Source organism: Eubacterium ramulus ATCC 29099, from assembly GCF_000469345.1.
GTDB classification, from domain to species: domain Bacteria; phylum Bacillota; class Clostridia; order Lachnospirales; family Lachnospiraceae; genus Eubacterium_I; species Eubacterium_I ramulus.
In genome coordinates this window covers 1-19906 of record NZ_KI271190.1, presented here as the reverse complement: position 1 = coordinate 19906, position 19906 = coordinate 1, and the positions used below count along the sequence as shown (strand labels likewise).

15 protein-coding genes and 1 pseudogene are annotated in these 19906 nt (G+C 43.2%); 2 read left to right on the top strand and 14 right to left on the bottom strand.

Annotated elements, in window-relative coordinates:
- Positions 1-203: 203 nt before the first annotated feature.
- The gene (locus tag HMPREF0373_RS15270) at positions 204-626 is read right to left on the bottom strand and encodes a Fur family transcriptional regulator (RefSeq protein WP_021740704.1); all 423 of its coding nucleotides are present in this window, start codon (positions 624-626) and stop codon (positions 204-206) included.
- 307 nt (positions 627-933) lie between these two features.
- Here HMPREF0373_RS15270 and HMPREF0373_RS15265 point away from each other — a divergent pair, with 307 nt between their 5' ends.
- Positions 934-2331, top strand: a complete 1398-nt coding sequence (locus tag HMPREF0373_RS15265) for a sodium-dependent transporter (RefSeq protein ID WP_022035247.1) — start codon at positions 934-936, stop codon at positions 2329-2331.
- 265 nt (positions 2332-2596) lie between these two features.
- On the opposite strand, the gene HMPREF0373_RS15260 is transcribed toward HMPREF0373_RS15265, so the two are convergent.
- The 12 genes from HMPREF0373_RS15260 to HMPREF0373_RS15200 form a co-directional block, all read right to left on the bottom strand.
- Positions 2597-4468 carry a Xaa-Pro dipeptidyl-peptidase gene (locus HMPREF0373_RS15260; protein ID WP_021740702.1) on the bottom strand — a complete coding sequence of 624 codons (1872 nt, stop codon included), beginning with the start codon at positions 4466-4468 and terminating at the stop codon, positions 2597-2599.
- A 1-nt stretch (position 4469) separates the two neighbouring features.
- Complete coding sequence (locus HMPREF0373_RS15255) at positions 4470-5744, bottom strand: MFS transporter (RefSeq protein WP_021740701.1); 1275 nt, start codon at positions 5742-5744, stop codon at positions 4470-4472.
- A gap of 24 nt (positions 5745-5768) precedes the next feature.
- Complete coding sequence (locus tag HMPREF0373_RS15250; protein WP_021740700.1) at positions 5769-7280, bottom strand: carboxypeptidase M32; 1512 nt, start codon at positions 7278-7280, stop codon at positions 5769-5771.
- On the bottom strand, positions 7277-8623 hold the full coding sequence (locus HMPREF0373_RS15245) for an MFS transporter (RefSeq protein WP_021740699.1): 1347 nt from the start codon (positions 8621-8623) through the stop codon (positions 7277-7279). Before HMPREF0373_RS15245 ends, HMPREF0373_RS15250 begins: the two co-directional genes overlap by 4 nt.
- A gap of 39 nt (positions 8624-8662) precedes the next feature.
- Positions 8663-9196 (bottom strand): LuxR C-terminal-related transcriptional regulator, encoded by a 534-nt coding sequence (locus HMPREF0373_RS15240; RefSeq protein WP_154314471.1) that lies wholly within the window; start codon positions 9194-9196, stop codon positions 8663-8665.
- Positions 9197-9475: 279 nt separating this feature from the next.
- Complete coding sequence (locus HMPREF0373_RS15235; protein WP_021740697.1) at positions 9476-11158, bottom strand: recombinase family protein; 1683 nt, start codon at positions 11156-11158, stop codon at positions 9476-9478.
- Between the two features lie 118 nt (positions 11159-11276).
- The gene (locus HMPREF0373_RS15230; protein ID WP_021740696.1) at positions 11277-11543 is read right to left on the bottom strand and encodes a DUF6870 family protein; all 267 of its coding nucleotides are present in this window, start codon (positions 11541-11543) and stop codon (positions 11277-11279) included.
- A gap of 469 nt (positions 11544-12012) precedes the next feature.
- Positions 12013-12423 carry a sigma-70 family RNA polymerase sigma factor gene (locus tag HMPREF0373_RS15225; protein ID WP_044964933.1) on the bottom strand — a complete coding sequence of 137 codons (411 nt, stop codon included), beginning with the start codon at positions 12421-12423 and terminating at the stop codon, positions 12013-12015.
- Between the two features lie 936 nt (positions 12424-13359).
- Positions 13360-15876 (bottom strand): ABC transporter permease, encoded by a 2517-nt coding sequence (locus HMPREF0373_RS15215; RefSeq protein ID WP_021740693.1) that lies wholly within the window; start codon positions 15874-15876, stop codon positions 13360-13362.
- Between the two features lie 13 nt (positions 15877-15889).
- Positions 15890-16555 (bottom strand): ABC transporter ATP-binding protein, encoded by a 666-nt coding sequence (locus tag HMPREF0373_RS15210; protein WP_014078567.1) that lies wholly within the window; start codon positions 16553-16555, stop codon positions 15890-15892.
- Between the two features lie 118 nt (positions 16556-16673).
- Positions 16674-17726, bottom strand: coding sequence for a sensor histidine kinase (locus HMPREF0373_RS15205; protein ID WP_021740691.1), 1053 nt, complete (start codon positions 17724-17726; stop codon positions 16674-16676).
- Positions 17723-18406: a response regulator transcription factor gene (locus HMPREF0373_RS15200; protein WP_044964924.1), complete on the bottom strand. Its 684-nt coding sequence runs from the start codon at positions 18404-18406 to the stop codon at positions 17723-17725. The genes HMPREF0373_RS15205 and HMPREF0373_RS15200 overlap by 4 nt, the downstream gene beginning before the upstream one ends.
- A 246-nt stretch (positions 18407-18652) precedes the next feature.
- Here HMPREF0373_RS15200 and HMPREF0373_RS15195 point away from each other — a divergent pair, with 246 nt between their 5' ends.
- Positions 18653-19012 carry a helix-turn-helix domain-containing protein gene (locus HMPREF0373_RS15195; protein ID WP_014080204.1) on the top strand — a complete coding sequence of 120 codons (360 nt, stop codon included), beginning with the start codon at positions 18653-18655 and terminating at the stop codon, positions 19010-19012.
- A 200-nt stretch (positions 19013-19212) separates the two neighbouring features.
- Here the strand turns inward: HMPREF0373_RS15195 and HMPREF0373_RS15190 are convergent.
- Positions 19213-19878 (bottom strand): annotated as a pseudogene (locus HMPREF0373_RS15190) (relaxase/mobilization nuclease domain-containing protein); the annotation flags it as partial.
- Between the last annotated feature and the right edge of the window lie 28 nt (positions 19879-19906).

Here is a 19906-nt window from a genome sequence, read left to right as displayed (position 1 = left end):
TACGAGGAGAATTCTTGCTAACTTTTGTTAAATATTTACAATAAGTTGTGCCATACCATCCTCCTACTGCAAAGCCTGTTTTAAGACATCCAGATTACTCTGCATTACAGACAGATATGTAGTTCCGTTTTTAACATCATCAGATGTCGTAGACTGCATGGAATCCAAAGTTAAAAATTTGAAGAATGTTTTCCACTACCTCATTATATTTCTGATTTTTGGCAGTCACTGCATATTCCATAGAAAACGGTACGTAACGGATTTAATTTGAATCCATGATGCTCCTTGATGTGTTGCGTCAGGTTTTCCACTTCGCTGCACTGCAAATGAATGAGTTTCCCGCATTTTTCGCATTTACAATGATACGTCTGCTCTTTACATTCATGTCTGCTATCACCAGTATATTCAAAACACGCACTGCTGCTTCCATCAATCACATATTTAGCAACCAGTCCTTCACTGACCATTTTGTCTAACTGACGATAGACCGTTGTCATACCGACTGCAATTCCTTTTTTCTTAAAATAATCACAGATATCAGCTACTGTAACATGCGTTCCTTCCATTTGTTGAAGGAAATTCAAAATTTCACTCATCTGTTTTGTTTTATATTGTGCTTTTCCCATTGTTATCCCTCTCTAATTTGAAAATTGTTTTCATTTTATCACCATTTTTTCAAATGTCAATATGATTTGAAAATGTTTTTCATTTTCTTGTAAAATTACTGTACTTTGCAGAGATTTAGTGCTATTATGCTTAAGTGGCGATTTTTTCGTTGCCACATTTCAGGAATGCTCTGGAATTTTTGATAAGAAATCTGAAAAGAATATGTCAGCTTTCGCTGACCAGAATCACGCACCAAGTCTCACGTGCGTTCGACTTGAATCTTCTGTGCATTTCTGTGATTTTAAAATTTATGAGGTGAATGAGCTTATGAAACAAAAAAATGGATTTAGTGGCCAGCTCGGATTTGTATTCGCAGCTGCCGGAAGTGCCGTTGGTGTCGGCAATTTATGGAGATTCCCATACCTTGCAGCAAAAGACGGCGGTGGCCTGTTTCTGATCATATACCTGATACTGGTTTTTACGGTCGGCTTCACACTGCTTACTACCGATATTGCCATCGGTCGAAAAACCGGAAAAAGTGCAATTTACGCATATCAGGAAATGAAAAAGAAATGGAAATTTTTAGGTATTCTGACCTTTTTTGTACCCGTACTGATCATGACTTATTATGCTGTCATTGGTGGATGGATCCTGAAATATATTACCATCTATCTGACCGGTTCCGGAAAAGAAGCGGTAGAAAGTAACTGCTTTACAAACTTTATCTCCTCTCCTTCTTCCGTATGGTTTGGTCTGATCTTTATGTTTTTAACAGCGTTGATCGTATATAACGGAGTGGAAAAAGGCATTGAGCGTGTATCCAAATTTATTATGCCCATACTTTTACTGATGGTAATCGGAATCGCGATCTTCTCTCTGACATTAAAACATCCGCTGGAAGATGGAACGGTCAGAACCGGTCTGCAGGGTCTAAAAGTATATCTGACACCTGATGTAAAAGGACTTACGGTAACACGATTTTTACAGATTTCCCTGGATGCAATGAGCCAGTTATTCTTCTCCTTAAGCGTATCCATGGGAATCATGATTACATACGGCTCTTATGTAAAGAAAGATGTAAACTTAAATAAATCTATCTCCCAGATTGAGCTGATGGATACCGGTGTTGCTCTGCTTGCAGGTGTTATGATCATCCCGGCCGTTTATGTATTTTCCGGATTAGACGGAATGTCTGCAGGACCCGGTCTGATGTTTATCTCCCTGCCGAACGTATTTTATTCCATGGGACTGGCAGGAAGACTCATCGGATTGATGTTCTTCATACTGACAGCATTTGCAGCATTGACATCCTGTATTTCCGTATTGGAATCTATTACTGCAAACTGCATGGAATTATTCCATGCCGAACGTAAAAAAGTTACGAGCATTTTAACGGTCATTTATCTGGCTGCAACCGCAATCATTGCAATGGGTTACAGCACATTTTATGTGGAAGTGCAGCTGCCAAGCGGAAGCACCGGACAGTTATTAGACATCATGGATTATATCAGCAACAGTTTTCTGATGCCGTTTATCGCACTGCTCTCATCTATTCTGATTGGATGGATCGTAAAGCCATCCTGGATTGCCGCGGAGATGGAGTTAAATGGTGAAACATTCCGCCGAAAAAAACTTTATAATGTGATGATTCGTTATATTATGCCGGTTATTATGTTTATTCTGTTCCTTCAGTCCACTGGTTTACTGAATAAAATTGCAGGATAAATACGATCCTTGATATTATAGTGAAAATCATTTATTTTTCAAAATTTCTATTATTAAGTTTTGCTTAACATATCGCAAAGATACAATCGTTTTACTTTTCTTATTATGTATCATATAATCTAATCATAAAAGGACAGAAAAAAGAACGACTGCCGCGAAAGCGGTCAGTCGTTCTTAAAAAACAGTAATTTTATCTGAAAAGAATATGTCAGCTTTCGCTGACCAGAATCACACACCAAGTCTCACGTGCGTTCGACTTGATTTTTTATCTAACAATTGGCATCATTGCATGAATGCTTGCCTGATCAACGGTAATGGTTGTTACCGTATCCGGTCTCTGTGTCGCCTGTGCATCAATACCATAGAGGATCAATGCGAGTTCATGCCCTTCATCCAGAACGTGATCAGTCGGAACCATATCAATCTCATAATGATAAGATACACCCGGTTTGATTTCTTCCTTTTTCCAGATGCAGGATCTGTTCTGTGCATTTATCCATCCACGAGAGATGACTTTATATTTTGAAGGTTCTGCTTCAAGACCAAAGCTATATGTTCCGTCTGGATGTTTGATTTCTTCTGCGGTAATACGCTTTGCGTCCCCCAGATCAACCAGCATAGCACTCAGGATAGCTGTTTCCCGATCAATTGCAGCATCGAAGGATACTTTTACTGTACCGGAGATTCTGATATTCTCCCCTGACTCTTTTGTATGAGCAGATGTTCCTTTTTCCGCAAACGGATCCCAGATATATTTCATACGGTTTTTGTACTCAGCATCGTCATTTAATACAAGTTCATCAAGCCATGCCCCAAGATTATCTGCTGATCTGTCATATACAGTGCTGGAAAGATCATCCACGATCATGCCTTCACCGGTTTCACTGATTGGGAATGTCTCTGCCTCCCATCCTTTCGGTGGCCATGTGTCAGATGCCATCCATACGGACTGGTCACTACCGCTCTCTACCAGAACTGCAGGTTCTTTCTCAATACCATTATCTACCCCTTTCAGATAATGCTCCAGCCAGCGGTACATAATATCAAGCATGTTGGAATCTTTCAGTGTATGGATATAAACATGCTCACCCTGATGCAGCATCATCTTTGCAGGAATTCCCTGCTTTTCCAGTGCCTCAAAGAACGGAATACACTGATTTGTCTTTACATTCCAGTCATTGATTCCATGAACAATAAAAACAGATGCTTTGATTTTATCTACCAGATTCAGATAATTACGCTCATCCCAGAAACGATTATAATTTCCGGTTGCACGATCCTGTGCCTGGATCATTTCATCCTGAGCTTTTGCATATGCTTCTTTGATACTTTCATAGTCTTCCGGATCTTTTGCACGGCTGAAACAGTATTTTGCAAGAATATTCACGTCGTCTCCCTGCCAGCCAATAGCCGGAAGATTCAGTCCTCCGGTACGATAATATGCATACCAGTTGGAAATGGCGGCTTCCGGAATAATTGTTTTGAGTCCTTCTACGCCTGTAGTAGCCACACCGATACACATAGTACCAAGATAAGATTTTGCAGTCATTGCCACGTTTCCTGTACACCAGGATGCCAAAATTTCAATATTGTCTGTCTTGTTGGTAAATGCGCGGCATCTGCCATTCAGCCAGTCAATAACTGCTTTGAATGCAAGTACTTCTTCTCTGGATCCGGTCAGTGTAAATCCTTCCGAGTCACGGGTTCCGAGACCACCACAAAGAACCGTCGCATAGCCTCTTTCATTGAAGTATTCATATGCTTCGCATACACATTCAAATTCCGGTTCTGCATCAATCGGAGCATGCTCTACGCATCCCATCGTCGGGCGCTCCTCAAATACAGTGGATGTAATTTTTTTCTCATAAGCCTCATAATCGAAGCAGATATCTTCTTCTTTGATATCCTGTGCCGGAAAAGCTTTCACTTCACAATCTACATTGTACGGCACATACCAGTCTTCGTTACATGTCAGCATATATGGATTTGCAACATAAATTGCCGGAACTTTTTTGCCTTCCTCTACTTCCTTCGGAAGTCTGAGATATACGGCAATCAGATCTTTTTTTCCGTCGCCATCGGTATCTACCGGTGTTTCAACATATACTTTTTCTATGATATAAGGTTTTTGATTCATATTATTTATCAGTTTCCTTTGCTTTTCTTTTTTTCAAAAATTTCATCCAGATGCATACAAAAACAACACCTAAAACGAGCATTGCGATCAGGAATCCAAAATACTGTCTGTATCCTGTTACACCCGGATGACCATCGATCAGTGAACCTGCTAACAGAGAGCAGAAGATTTCCGGAAGGAATCCGATGGTTGAAATAATACCTGCAGCTGTACCAGAGTATTTCTCCGGAATAGCACCTTCATCCATCATTGCCCATGTCATTGCATAGTTTACGTTATAGAAAATGTAAATTACAATAAACAGAATTGTAAATGCAATGATACTTCCTGCATTTGTCGGAAGGAGTACGATTCCCAGAGTACCTGCAACCATAACGATAAAGGAGATCAGTAACATTCTTCCTGTACCAACTTTATCTGTGATGAAACCACCACCAACATTACCAAACAGAGAGAACCATCTCTTCATTGCTGCAAGTGTAGCTGCGAATGTTACAGTTGCGCCAAGGATACTTGTTGCATATGGTGTGAAGTAGTAAAGAGACAGTGTAAATACATAGTTGCAGAATGTAACAAATGCGATGATCCAAACTGCCGGAAGTTTCAGAACCTCTCCGATACCTTTAAAAGAAATTCTCTCGCTGGCTTCCATTTTCTGATCTTTTACAGTAAAGAATGCAAGAATACCCATTACAATTGTCAGTACAGAATAGAAAATGATAACATATCTCATACCCTGTGCCTGATTTTCCATCTTTCCTGCACCAATTCTGAATGCAGCAACAGCAGCGATTGCCATCAGAGCAGCAGCGATACCTCTTCCACCTTCAAAGAAACCAAACGCTTTTCCCTGATCTCCGGAATCTGAGAGGATACGAACTGCTTTTACACAAGCCGGCCAGAATGCAAACAAAGAACTGATTCCCCAGAATGCATACAGACATACAAGTGCTTTAAAACCAAGTGGAAGCAGATGTAAGAATCCACCGAGACCTGTTCCGATCAAAGATACCGTCAGGATAATTCGTGTGGAAATACGGTCAGCTACGACACCACCAAATAAGTAAGAAATCATTCCGAAAACCCCAAGTACACTACCGAACACACCCATCTGTGTATTGGTCAGATGGTACGTTTCCAGATAGACATCATAGTAGTCAAAACGGAAATACGGTAATCCATAGATAATTGCACCACCAAAAGCAACAATCAGGATTGCCAGAAAGTTTTTGGACATTTTTTCGCCCAAGCCGATTTTTGCAAGTAACTTGTTCATAATTCTTCTCCTTTTTGTTTATTTTTAGAACAATTTATATACTTCGGAATATTTATTCCGTAAGTAATCAATATAATAAGTGGATGAAAAAGTTCCTCTGCAGACTTTTTCCATCAGCTCCCGACCAGAATAAACTGCGCCGTAGCAATATATATTCTGCGTAAGCCAATCATTGATCTTATCAAATGACTGCTGCTGCATCAGCTGATCGAGATCTCCGATTTCCTGCGCCATGACTGCCGCCATCTGGGCAGCTGTAACATTTGCCATAAAATAAGACGGAAAAAATCCAACATATCCTGCAGCCCAGTGAATATCCTGCAGCACGCCTTCCCCATCATGCTCCGGTCGGATACCAAGATACTCTTCATATTTGCTGCTCCATGCATCTGGCAGATCATCGACATCCAGCGCACCGCTGATCAGATCCTTTTCCAGCTCATATCGGATAATGATATGGAGCAGATAGGTCAGCTCATCTGCTTCTAGCCGGATCAGAGACGGTTGTGCATGATTGACCGCCTCAAATAAATCCTGCGGTGTATATGTTTTCAACTGCGGAAGGATGTCTGTAAGTGGCTCATAAATATATTGCCAAAATCCCTTGCTCCGTCCGATGATATTTTCGTAAAATCTTCCGATTGCTTCCTCTACCGCAAATGTCGGTGATTCGGCAAGCAGAGTTCCCATAAGTTCCCTGCTGATTGACTGCTTATAGACCCCTCGTCCACCGCAGTGTAATATATTAAGAATTCCTCCCCAGAAACCATTTTCGGAAAATGTATTTACTACTCTTATATCATCCGGCGAATTTGCCAGAATGGTCGGATGTGAACCGATATCCACCCTTCCGCTATCAAAGTTGAAACCTATTTTTTCTAAGATCATCGTCCATACAGCCTGCTGTTGTTCACGGCTGACCGGCCCGATATCTATCTTTTTCGGTGCTGACCCGGTTTTGTTTTTTTCCTCAACCAAATTCAGAAGTTCAATCAAAACCGGCTTTAACTGAGCCGCCATCGTATCGATCGTTTCTGTCGTAAGTTCTTCTGCGTAGTAACCCAAAAGAGCATCATACGGATCTTTTTCATATCCCCAGTATTCCGCAAAATTGCGGAACGTTTTGAAAATCCGGTCCAGATACGGTCGAAAGTAACTAAAATCATTCTTTTCTTTCGCCTCTGCCCATACCTGTTCCGAAACAGCAATCAGCTGCACATACTTCTGATACTCTGCTTCCGGTACAGCTCGGATACTTTCAGAATTACGGATCAACCTTCTGATCATGGCATTGGTGACAAAATCATTTTTCGCATTTCCCTTAAAAAATCGAATCAGCTTCTGAAATCTGGTGTCAGAAAGCAGCCGATATTGCTCTCCGGCCAGAAAAGACATGACTTTACTTCGATATTCAATCGCATTTCTGGGCATGTAAGTAATTTTATCCCAGTAAATAAGCGCATCTGTGGTATATTTGTAATATTCTATTTTTTCAATCATTCCCCTCAGCTCTGTAAGCTGTGACTGATAGGTCATTCTTCTGCCTCTTTTCTGTTATATTTCTTAAATAAAGTGATGATCACAAGTGCTGCAACAAAATATAAAGCGGCTGCAATATAATAGGCTGTCCGATATCCTTCCTGTGTCGTAAAAAGGATGCTTCCTGTAAAATGTCCGCTGATGATGCTGACAATTCCGGCAATAAAGTTTACAACCGAAGTGAAGGCAGGACGCAGATTTTTAGGTGCAAGCATCATGGAAAGTGAACTGTCTGCAGGACTTCCGAGATTGGCAAGCCCTGCTCTCATAAACAGTCCGATTCCAACCATCGGAATCATCGCTTTTCCGAAATGATTGCCATTTGCAATGATCAGCATAAACGGTATCGATAAAAGTACCGTAAAACAGATGGTTCCCACCGTTCCCAATTTTTTTACAACAAATGGTGTAAACAGCATAAACAACACAATTGCCGCATAAGAAATAGATACTAACAGCGAAGATGTTGCTTTATCTATATGCAGGTTACGGTTCAGGAATACGGTATAGTAAGAAGTAAATAATCCCATCGCAAAGGAGATCAGTGCCCAGTAGATTAAATACATCATGGCATCTTTCCGAAACAGCACACTTAAGATATCACGGACTCTTTCCGGAAGGCTCTGTTTCTTTGTCTGCTGTTCATCTACAGAAATATAATCTGATTTTTCTTCACGGATAAAGAGAATCGGTATAATCGATAACAATGTCACGACACCGGTAATGATCAATACATCTCTGTTCCCAGCCAGGTACGCATCACGGGTACTTCCGGTCGTTTCTGTAATATACTCCGTCAATTTTCTTGCTCTTTCGAAGGATATACCTGCATGTGAAGAAAACAATTTAACGGTTGCTGCACCTCCAAGGAATGTGGTCAGGAAATATCCAACATATCCCATATAATACGTACGTGTATACCAGTCAATACTCTTCCCACCTGCACTGCCGGCATATGCTGCCACATAAGGAGCCAGCATAATGAAATGCAGCTGTACTCCGGTCAGTGCAAGAAGCGTTGACAAGTAAAAAATGGTTGCTGACTTGACAAACACAACACAGAAAAATGCTGCGGATGTCGATGCTGCACAGAACAGCAGCAATTTTTTATATCCACTTTTCGGAACAAGCAACAAAATCAATGCGCTCAAAAACGTTGCATATCCATAAAAAGCCCAAAAAGATGTTGCTGTCGGCAATGACACCTCTTGTAGGTAATTTACATAAGTATCATATAAAATGCCGCTGGCCAGATTGTTAATAACATAACTGATAATAAATAGTATCAAATTTCTTTTCTGTCTGAGTTGAACCTGCTGTATATGTATGTCCCCATTCATGGTTTTTACCTTCCTTTACTACAAAAATCCGTTCCATAGTTATTTAAAATTATACTGTGTAAAAAACGGATGGAGCAGATTTGCTCCAAACTGCGTATCAAAGTGTGGTTTGCGGATATTCTCCACGTTCTGTTCCGGTTCGAGACGTTTGCGCAAAGCAATGATTTCTTCATTTTCTATCTGTTCCATCATTGCCAGAAAAATCCGCGCCCTCCGTTTCATTTTCTGCAGATTAAATTTATATGTCCGGACAGTTGCATCGCTGATCCCCATTTCTTCACCGATTGCTTTATTGTCCTTTTCATAATATAAACCTTCCAATACATCCTTCTGCGCATCAGAAAGCCCGTTCATTTGCTTGTCCAGATCCAAAAGACACTCAAATACACTGCCGTGCTCATCAAAAATATGTTCCTGCATCGCACGAAGTGCATTCACAGATTTCCCTCTGGAAGAATAAATCAATCCCTCTTCAAATTTATCCCCACAGAAAATGCACTGATACAGCTGTTCTTCTTCCGACCAGACATACCCTCTGGTTAACTCCTCTAATGTAAGCTCTTTGAATTCCATCTTCAGGCATCCTTCCTTTTCATATATGATATCCGCTTGATCGTATTTTTTGGTTACGTTTCGCATATTCGTTTATGTATTTCATAAACACTTTTTTATTTCGTTTGTGTTTTATAGTAAATTAGCACATTTCACGAAAAATATCAACTGCTTTTTATTATTTTTTATACAAAACATGATTACTTTTTAGATACTGTTCTCTATCCTATTTTTCATATTAATTTCATATGATTAGCGCCTATTAGGAAAACACACTGTCAAAGGGGTTTGTAGCGGGGGTTAGCCCGCTACTGCGGTATCTTCCGTAGTGTTGATTTCAATGTACTCGGCAATCTTGCGGAGCTCGTCAGCAAATTTGAATTTCACGCTGATATTGCCGTTTTCATAGACCTTGATATAGTCCACAAGTTCAACCAAGATTTCACGGTTGAGGGCTTCAATGTTCTGATACTTCATAAAGGCTACCAGTGCAGGATGCTCGTTGTCCACACCGTTTGCCAGTTCTGCGCGTTCAGCGTTCAGCCGGGTAAGCACCGCGGAAATATCAGAAGTCTGCCGTTCATAGTCAGCCTTCATATCCCGGTATTCCTGCTGGGTGATTTCACCGTCTTTCCAGTCCTGATAAAGAGATTGCTTGTAGCGTGTTATCTTTGTCAGTTCCCGCTCTTTTGCAGCTATCAGATCGTCCAGTCGGTAAGACTGGCTTTTTTTGATTGGAGCGGAATTGATCTGCGTGACGATTTCCGAGTAGGAAACAGCCAAATGTACCTGATGCTGTACAGCGAACAAAACAGCAGCCTCCAGCCGTTCATGCTTGATTGAGTGCATGGTGCAGGCTGTCCGGGAACGGTTCTTGTAGGTTGAGCAAGAATAATATACATTGTTGTTCTTGCCAACGCATCGGGTAATGGCCCGCCCGCAATCGGCACATTTCAGAAAGCCGCTGAATAAATGTACCTCACGGCCTTTCGGGGAAGTACGGGTATCACGCTGTAAGAGAGCCTGTACCTTATCGAAAGTTTCATAGTCGATAATGGCCTCATGCGTTCCAGCGACTTCTACCCATTCCTCACGGGGAACAGCTTCAATCTGGTGTACCTTGTAGCTTTTCACCCGGCTTCGGCCTTGGGCTAAATCCCCGGTGTAGGTCGGATTGGTAAGAATGGAGTGGATCATGCGGACTCCCCACATAGGATCGTCATACCCTCTTGTCGAAACAGGCAGGCCCTTTTGTACCTTGTAAGCCGAGGGGCTCGGTACGCCGTGTTCGTTCAGGTACAGCGCGATAGCACGTTTTGATGACCCTTGAATAAGCATTGTGAAAATGAGTTTGACATTTTCAGCAGCATCGGGATCAACAATCAGCCTGTGCTTGTCCTTTGGGTGCTTTACATAGCCGTAAGGAGCAAATGCTCCGATATACTGGCCGTTGCGCCGTTTGTAATCAAATACCTGCCGGATCTTTTTGGAAGTCTGATAGCAGTAATTATCGTTCATCACGTTTGTAATGGGAACGATGATATTTGAAACGCTGTCGGGGTTCTTGTAGCTGTCCACATTCTCAGCAAGGCTGATAAAGCGAACACCCATTTGAACAAACAGGTTATCGATCAAACTTCCGGCATCGCTATAATTTCGTGCGAAGCGGGACAGGTCTTTTACTATAACGCAGTTGATTTTACCACTCATGACATCCGCCAAGAGCCGTTGAAAATCTTCACGGTTGGCGTCCGTTCCAGTATGACCATCATCCACATATTCCGTGATGCTTTCAAACTCGTCAATGTTGCGTCGGTAAAAATCGTTCAGTAGGTCACGCTGGTTCTTTACACTGTTGCTATCGTCTTTTCCTTTTTTCAAATCTTCCTTTGAAAGCCGGATATAGATGCCCAGCCGCCAGCGGCGGATTGTGCAAGAGGGAGAGAAACTCTGCTGATACCCTCTGTTTTTTGCTCGTGCCATTGTTCCTCCTTCCCTATCACATTACACTTATATTATAACTCTGTCCGGGGAGGACAACAAGGATGCCTCCACTTCGGGACACTTTGTCTCGAAGAAGCAAAACGAGCTGTAACCGAAGTTACAGCCCGCTTCTTTGCCGCAGCAGGAAATCCGTCAGCTTATCTTGGAGAGATGGCCCGCTTTCAGCAAATTCAATTTTCACGCCAACACCACCGATGCAAAAGCAGTATGGATTTTTGACAGTCTGCAAAAATCGAGAGATGCGCTCCTTTTGGGAAAGCGCATTGTCAAAGGTCATACCGCTCACATCAGGCAGGGACTCGGCAGCCACCGCGCCAATGTCAACGCTTCTCATTTGTTCAAGTTCCTGTGTAGTTAATTTCACGGTAAACCTCCTTCGCAGATTGATAGAACGCCTCCCGCTGTTTGGTGGGGAAACGCAACAGGCCAGCACCACCGGGATGCTGGCCTGTTGCCTTACTCCACCTTGGGACACTTTGTCTCGAGGTTTATTATAGTTTTTGAATATTAGAGAGCGCCGTACATATTTACTTGGTCTGTCCAAAGACAATCGTTATTTTCTGTGCGGCGCTCTCAACGCAAGTAGAGCGACAAGCCCGGAGGAACAGGCAGCCAACCTGTTCAGCGCCGGATCATGGCCTTGGGATGGCCGGGCCCATTTACAGTGTTGGTGTTGTTCGCTCAATCTCTTTTGGGAAATGTCACCGCGCACCCACCGTTTGGCTCCCCGTACTTACTCAGGGTTGCCGTTATTCCCTTGCGTTAAGAAGAAAACCTCCTCTCATAAACCGAGACATTTTTTCATCAATTCCAAGTGGGTTAAGAAGAAAAAATCAAAAAATTTTTTTCATGCGTTCAAGGCCACGCTTGATCGACTGGCGAATAGACTCCTCATGTACGCCCTCGGCCTCGGCAATTTCCTTAATTGACTTGCCAAGAATGATATGTGCGTCAATTCTGCGGCCTTGGATCTCCGGCAGAGAATTGAGAGCGTTCCACAGACGAAGAAAGTTTTCCATTCGTTCAAGGAGCTCCTGCGGGGTCGGCTCATGCAGGCAAGCGGAATATTCAATCCCGTCATCGCAGTCCAGAGAATACTGTGCCTTGTGCCGGGAAAGCCGCCGCTGGTAGGCCATTTCATAGCGGGCATCGGCCTTGAATACCTCGGCCACCTCGTCAGAAACTTCGATAAGCTGATCCTGCGTGTACCAATAATAAAAATCTTTCAAATTGATAGTAGTCATCGTAAAATCCTCCATTTCAGTTTGTTCGGGGTTGGTCGGAAACGAAATGGAGTAACGGCGGAGAACGGCACCGCACCTCGGGACACTTTGTCTCGAAGTCTGGAAAGCAAAATGCGCCTGCGCGACACAGGGCCGCACAAGCGCATGAAAATATATTATCGGTTATGTACTGTTTAATTTCATATTCAAAGCCAGACGGCTCCGATGGAGGGGCTATGCTTTTTTTAGCTGATGCAGTTCACGAGAATGATGAAATAATAAAATGGACACGGCAAAATAACCTCCAATCGGCTACCGTGTCCCTGCAAGTCGTCATAGGTTTGTGCAAACGCAAAGAAACGGCGGCTCTGAAAATCAAAGCCGCCGTTTCAAATGGGCGTGTCAAATTGTCTGCTCTACGACGGCTTTTTTTCTTTTACCGTCGTCCGGCAGGTTGTTTCTTTTGCGCTTATCTTAACAAGCAATTCTCACAGAAATGTCACTGACATTCTCTGTTTCGACAGAATAATGGGTTGAAATCTCACAAGCCTGTGAGATTTCAAAATTTATTGCCTTTTCTTCATCGAATTTCTTTTTTCCGAAACAGGGCAATTCCCAAAACAGAAGTTAGAAATGTTACCAACAGAGAATATTCCATCCATCTATAAGGGACATTTGCTATGCTTTCATCCGTCATTCCCTCTGTGTCAAACGCATCTGCAAGTTGGATGGCCTGTCCAGAGTGTAGCAGATCGCTAAGAACTTCAAGAACAATCCGTGGTGTACCTTCAATGTATGCTCGCTGTGTGCGAGTTCCTTTGTCTTATAGCAATCATCATAAAATAGAAACCTCACAGAAATGTCACCGCCAGCCCCTTTTTGTCGGCTAAAAATTCACATTTTTGTGACATTTGAAAACGGCCACCCTTTCGGATGACCGTTTCGTGTCTATGTATTTTATTCAGCAATGCGTAGCCGCTCTACCACCGTTTTTTGTGCCATTTTGTTATAGCAAACCAAAGGAACAATGGCTGTAATGAGGATCAGAGGGATAATACAGAGAAATACCGGAAGCAGGGTAAAATGCCATGTAAAATAGGTTAATTCTGCACCCATCATCCGAACCACCGTTAGACTTGCTATAACGGAAAGTATCAGAGAACCGAAAAGGCCCAAGATAGAATAACCAATCCCTTCATATATCAACATTTGCTTAACCTGTCGTCCTGTCATACCTACCGATTGCAGCATTGCAATTTCTCTGTACCGAGACAAGATAGACGTTGTCATGGAGTTAATAAAGTTCAGTATGCCGATCAGAGCCAATATCGCACAAAGAGCACCGCCCACAAGACGGTACATATTGATCATCCCGTCAAAGGTCTGCCGCAGGGTCACTTTTGAAAGATAATCCAAAGCAGTGTCCGTATTCGTAGTGTAATTTTTCAGCCAGTTTTCTGTGGCAAGCTGGTGTTCTTCATCCACATTGAAAATTGTTTTCATGGCCGGCTGGTCGGCGGATACCATATTTTCCAAAAGTTCATTGGTTGGGAAAATATAGTCCAATCCCATGTCTACCTGCAAAGGAGTTTGTAATGCGCTTGGAATACTTACCACAGCCAGCACATCATACACTTTATTTGTACCATCAAGCTGTGTCACGCTAATTTGATCGCCCGGTTTATACAAGCAAAGAGAACCATCACCCATCATTCGCAATGGAGTTACATACACGCCGGTTCCAGCTTTCCACTGTTCCGTGTTTAGTTCACCGTCTAACACCTGTACATATTCTGCCGGAAAATCATCCAAGCCATATACATTCACACCATGTTCCTGTCGAACCCTATAATTTTCCAGTTCATTTGCAATATCACCGGAAGAAGCAGAGAGTTCCTGTAATCGGGCGAGGTCGTTTTCAGAAAGCGGCTGTTTGGAAGTCCATAAGTAGATATTTCCTATATCTTCAAGACCATTCAAACTTTCTGCCTGGCTAATAAAATCTTGGCTTACATTCGCTGTGTTATATGGCGCATAATTGTTAATTACTGTTGTATCGGAAACTGTAAAATCTGTAAGGCTGAAATCAGCCACAAACTTATCAAAGTCAAAGGAGGTCACATAGGTATAAACGCTATTCAAGAGAACAATACTAAGGGCAAAAGACAAAGTAACAATCATTACTTTTTTCTTGTTTCGAGTCAGATTGTTCTTTGCCATCATCATTGTGCTGATATGCTTACTGCGCCGCTGCTTTTTCTTTCCACCAGTCTGTTCAATATAGTGCAGTGCCTCCATCGGAGAAACTTTAGCCGCCAATATCGCAGGTTTTTGACAGCTAATGAAAACTGTAATTGCAGAAAAGACAATCGCTACCAAAAAGATCAATGGATTTATCGTAGTAACGATCCTTATATCATCAGTTAGCATATTTACAATCGCAGGCAGCAACAACCGACCAATCGGCCATCCCAACAATAGTCCAATAGGAATACCCATAAGAGATAGCTTAATTGCTTTTCTATAAACGATTTTCCTTATTTGTCTTGCGGTGGTTCCCAGTGTTTTCAACATTCCATAAAACCGAATATCCTGCGCGATAGAAATATAAAACACATTGTAGATTAGAAGATAACCTGCGATAAAGATAACCGCAATACCGGTCACAAGGGGCAGCATGGAAGAAAGACTGACCGTTGCCATTCCGTAAGCGTCGTTAATACTTACCCGTTCATCTAAACCGTATTTGGAAGTCACCTCTAATGCCTGCTTTTCAATATTCCATGCCGTAGGCATCATCATAACAGCATCAATATAACCGGTTCCCACAGGTGGGGTTGTTCCGTCCGTTTCCCCATGGATGACCGGAGCTACCTGTTCTGTATATTTTTTGGATAATAGCATTGTTTGACGGTACGCCACAGCATCCCCATCCCAAATGCCGCAAAGCGTAAAGGTATCGGTAAATGTATCCGTATCGGTTGTAAATGTCAACTCCATTTGTGTACCGACTTTATCCGGCAGTCCCATCGCATCCAGAACAATACGACTGGTGGCGATCTCATTTTTTTGTTCCGGCAGATGTCCGGTATCAGGAGTATTAAAGGTCAGTTCCGAATAAGTTTCATCACCATATCGCAGTTCCGTCGGCGTCTTATTGAAATCATCGCCCACGGCATTTCCTATGATAATTGAATATCCGATGTCTTTTATTCCTGTATCCGATGACAGCTTCTCATATTCTTCCCAGGATAAACGCTTGATACCAGCATGGGCAGAAGTGCCGGTTGTTCTCATATTACTTTCCTGCATAGCAGTCTGCAAGCTAATGGCAATCGTAAACAAACTGGTAAAAAGCAACGTAGCAAGCATGATTGCTAATACCGCAATCGTATTTTTTTGAGCTTTCAACGAGCGCTTTGCCAGAAGTTTCAAGACAGGTCTGTTGTTATTCCCAAATAAAATATCTGTCATGTTTTCGCCCCCTTTACTCGGAAATCCGGCCGTCCTCAATACGAATAATGCGGTCGGCAAGCTGGGCGATCTCATTGTTATGAGTAATCATCACAATGGTCTGATGAAATTTCTGGCTGGTCATTTTCAAAAGACCCAATACATCGCTGCTGGTTCTGCTGTCAAGGTTTCCAGTAGGTTCGTCGGCCAGGATGATAGCCGGTTTAGAAACAAGGGCGCGGGCAATCGCTACACGCTGCTGCTGACCACCGGACAGATTGTTAGGCATACTGTTCAGCTTTTCATCGAGAGCCAGCATTTTCACGACTTCATTCATGAAATGCTTATCAACGGTATCACCATCCAGCTCCACCGGCAAAACAATATTTTCATAGACGTTCAGCACAGGAACAAGATTGTAATTCTGAAAGATAAAACCGATGTTGCGTCTGCGGAAGATGGTAAGCTGTTCATCCTTGAATTTCGACAATTCTTTTCCTTTTACTTTGATACTGCCGGAAGTTGGAGTATCCAATCCTCCCATCATATTCAGAAGTGTGGATTTTCCACTGCCAGAAGTACCAACAATAGCCACAAACTCCCCATCCTCAATGGAGAGGGTTACGCCATCCAGTGCTTTCGTAATATTGGGCTTTGAACCATAATATTTTTTTAGTTCAGTCGTTTGCAAAATGCTCATAAAGAACACCATCCTTTCTTTCGTTAAGCCCATTGTAACGACCAAACCTCACAGGAATGTCACGAGCTATAAATTATTTTTGGACAATTCGGTTCTAAATGTCATAAGCCTGTGACATTTATTCTTCGGCGTACTTACTCTGTCCTCGAAGCAGGAAAACAGAAAAGGTTGACCCCTTCCCAACCTCGGATGTTACCCGAATATAACCGCCTTGCAAGGTTACGATCTCACGAGCCAGATACAGACCAATACCAATTCCATCTACATCATGTACGATGTCCTCCCGATAGAACCGCTTGAAAATTGCCCCCTGATGCTGTTCTGAGATGCCAATGCCTGTATCAGTAATGTCAATTTTCACATACATTTCCCAACTTTCAACCGAAACCCGGATTTGACCGCCCTCCGGCGTATATTTCACCGCATTATCCAAAATGTTGAACAGCGCTTCACCTGTCCATTTTCTGTCATGAGAAACGATCAAGCTCTCCGGGCAGTCCACTTGAACATTGATCTGTTTTTTCTCGGCGTTCAGAAGGATACCTCCCAATGCGGCGGCAAGCGTGTCATAAAGCGGCTGGCTTTTCTTTTCCAGAGAAATGACACCTGTTTCCAGACGCGAGGTTTTAATCATAGCCTGCATGAGAAAATCCAGTTTATCAAGTTGGGTGGCCTGTGCTGTAAGAAACTCTTTTTGCTTTTGCACAGGGATTTCATTTTCAAGCAGGGTGCTGTTAATCACTTTCAAGTTCGCAATCGGGGTCTTGACCTGATGAGAAATATCGGAAATAAGTTCTTGCAAGTCAGCCCGCTCTTGTGCAATGCTGTTCTTGTTTTCCTGCATGATTTCATACAAACGGTTCAACCGATATTCAATTTTATAGAAAAGACTTTCTTCTTCCACAGTCTGTTTCGGCTGCATATTCCCGGACAACATATCATCCATCAAACTGCAAAAAGCATCGGAGAACATCGCCAATTTGCGGCGAACCAGCACCATAAAACAAATAGAGCAAAACAGCACAAAGATGCCGAACAATAGTACATACCAAACAGCGGTTATATCTGGGGTCAACGCATATAAAGCCACTGAAACCGTCACCATTGCCGCCAGCAGGAGAACAGCTAAAAAGATACAGGCTTTGTTGATGGAAAGTTTTCGCACATTCATTTCAGCGCCCCTCCGATCCACATATAGCCCATACCATATACCGTTTTGATGTACTGACGGTCAGGTGTTCCGATTTTGTTTCGTACCCGGCTGATAGCCGCAGTCAGAGCGTGTTCATCCACAAAATTTCCGTCTGCGTCCCACAGTTTTTCCAACAAGACTTGCCGCGTCAAAACGATCTGTGGATTTTTCATCAGGATTTTCAAAAGTCGATATTCCAGTGGGGTGAATGTAAGTGGCTTTCCTGACAGGGCAGCACTCATCTCTGAAAAATTGATGGTCAGTGTGCCATCCTCATAAGTATCACCACCATATTGTTTTGTCAGCCGCCCCAGCACCACCGCCAGTTTCTTTTGGAAGACGCTCATAGGGAAAGGTTTTGTCACATAATCCTCTGCGCCCAGTTCATACCCTTTGAGCATATCGCTTTCCATATCATTTGCGGTCAGAAAGATAATAGCGGTATCGGGGCGGCGCTCTTTTACCTCCCGGCAGAAGTCAAAACCGTTCCCGTCCGGCAAATTTACATCCAGCACAATCAGGTCATAGTCCTGCTTCGTCAAGAAACTACCGGCCGCTGATTTTGTCAGTGCAGAATCAACCGCATAGCCCGCAGTATTCAAGTTATAGCATAAAGCATTATTCAAAAGTCGATCATCCTCGACTACTAAAATTCGCATGGTATCACACTCCTTCATTTTCAGTATATCACCCAAATGTCACAGAAACCTCACAATATTTCTGATTTTATTTTAGATACCAACCTCTGATCTTCGGGACAAATTGTCCCAAAGTTATAGGTATATTGTACCTCACATTTCCGCGATCATCAATTTTGCGTATGTGAAATTAAATAGTCAGTAGTATGAAATATGCAGTCGTTCAAATAATATCACATGAAATGTAAAATCATATCAGGTGATGTTATGAAGATAGAACGAGATGAACGGCGATTTGATTTTCACGATATAGGGCTTGCTATCAAGCGGGCTCGAGAAGCCAGCGGCATGACACAGGAGCAACTGGCCTATATTGTTGACCGCGCTCCGCGTACCATTATGTATAACGAAAATGACGGCCAGCATCCAAGCCTCAACACCTTTTATCAGATGGTCACAATGTTTGATATATCGGTGGATCAATACTTTTACCCGTCCCAAAATAGCGGGAGCGAGTGCAGAAAGCGGATTGATGCCATGTTGAACGCCTTGGACGAAAGAGAATTGAAAATCGTTGAAGCTACAATCCAAGCGATGAAAGCATCGAAAGAAACGGAGGAAACGTAAAAGAAAGCGTAACCTCCGTTTTTTGCGCCATGTTGCGGGTTGCGCGTTTTGGCAAGCAATTCGGGTGTGGCCACACTCCGAAATTTTTGCTGGCCGCAGGCCCGCAAAAATGCTTGTTGGGGAGCTCCCCAAACCCGCTGAACTTCGGGACAAATTGTCCCGAAGTCCCGGTGCGCTGCACCGTAGTCTGCGGCCCGTCACTATCGTTCCTGTGCCTTATTCTCACGCTCGTCCGTTATGCCGAGCAGATGATCAATGTTCGCTTTTATTGCCACGGCCTCCCGCATTTGCCGCTGGGCCTCCCGGTATTCTGCATAAAGCGCTTTCTTTTGTCGCGCCAGCTCACGGCGGGATTTTTTTAGTGCTTCAATTTTAGGGAGCTTTGCGCCGTTCAGTATGGTGTTCATAGTATCCTTTGCCGCCCGGTAAGTGGCAAGCTCCGCTTCGTGCTGGGCCAGATACTTTTTGCTGTACCGCGCAGCCTTGTACCCATCGAACACCGGGCGGGTCTTGGCATAGTCCACCGTGGCAGCCATCAGCTCCGAGGTTTTGGAAAGAGCCTCCTCCGTTGTGCGGAGCTCGTCAGACAGCTTGTGAAAGTGATCCACAGCAGCCTCGGTGCGGGCCGTCAGCGCCGCATAGTCTGTCAGATGATGCTCCTGCAAATACTGGAGCGCAGCCGCCATCTGCTTTAAGTTGTAGACCTTGGCCCATCGTTCATAGGCTGGGCCTTTGCCCTGGGCCATACGCTCTTGAATGTCGATGATGAGATTGACTCGCCGTGGCGGAACCGTGGGCTCCTCTGGCAGTTCAGGGAGCGGATGTTCCCCGGCAATTACTGCCTTGATGCCCTCCGGGTCAAATCCCAATGTCATTTAGATAAGGATTATACAA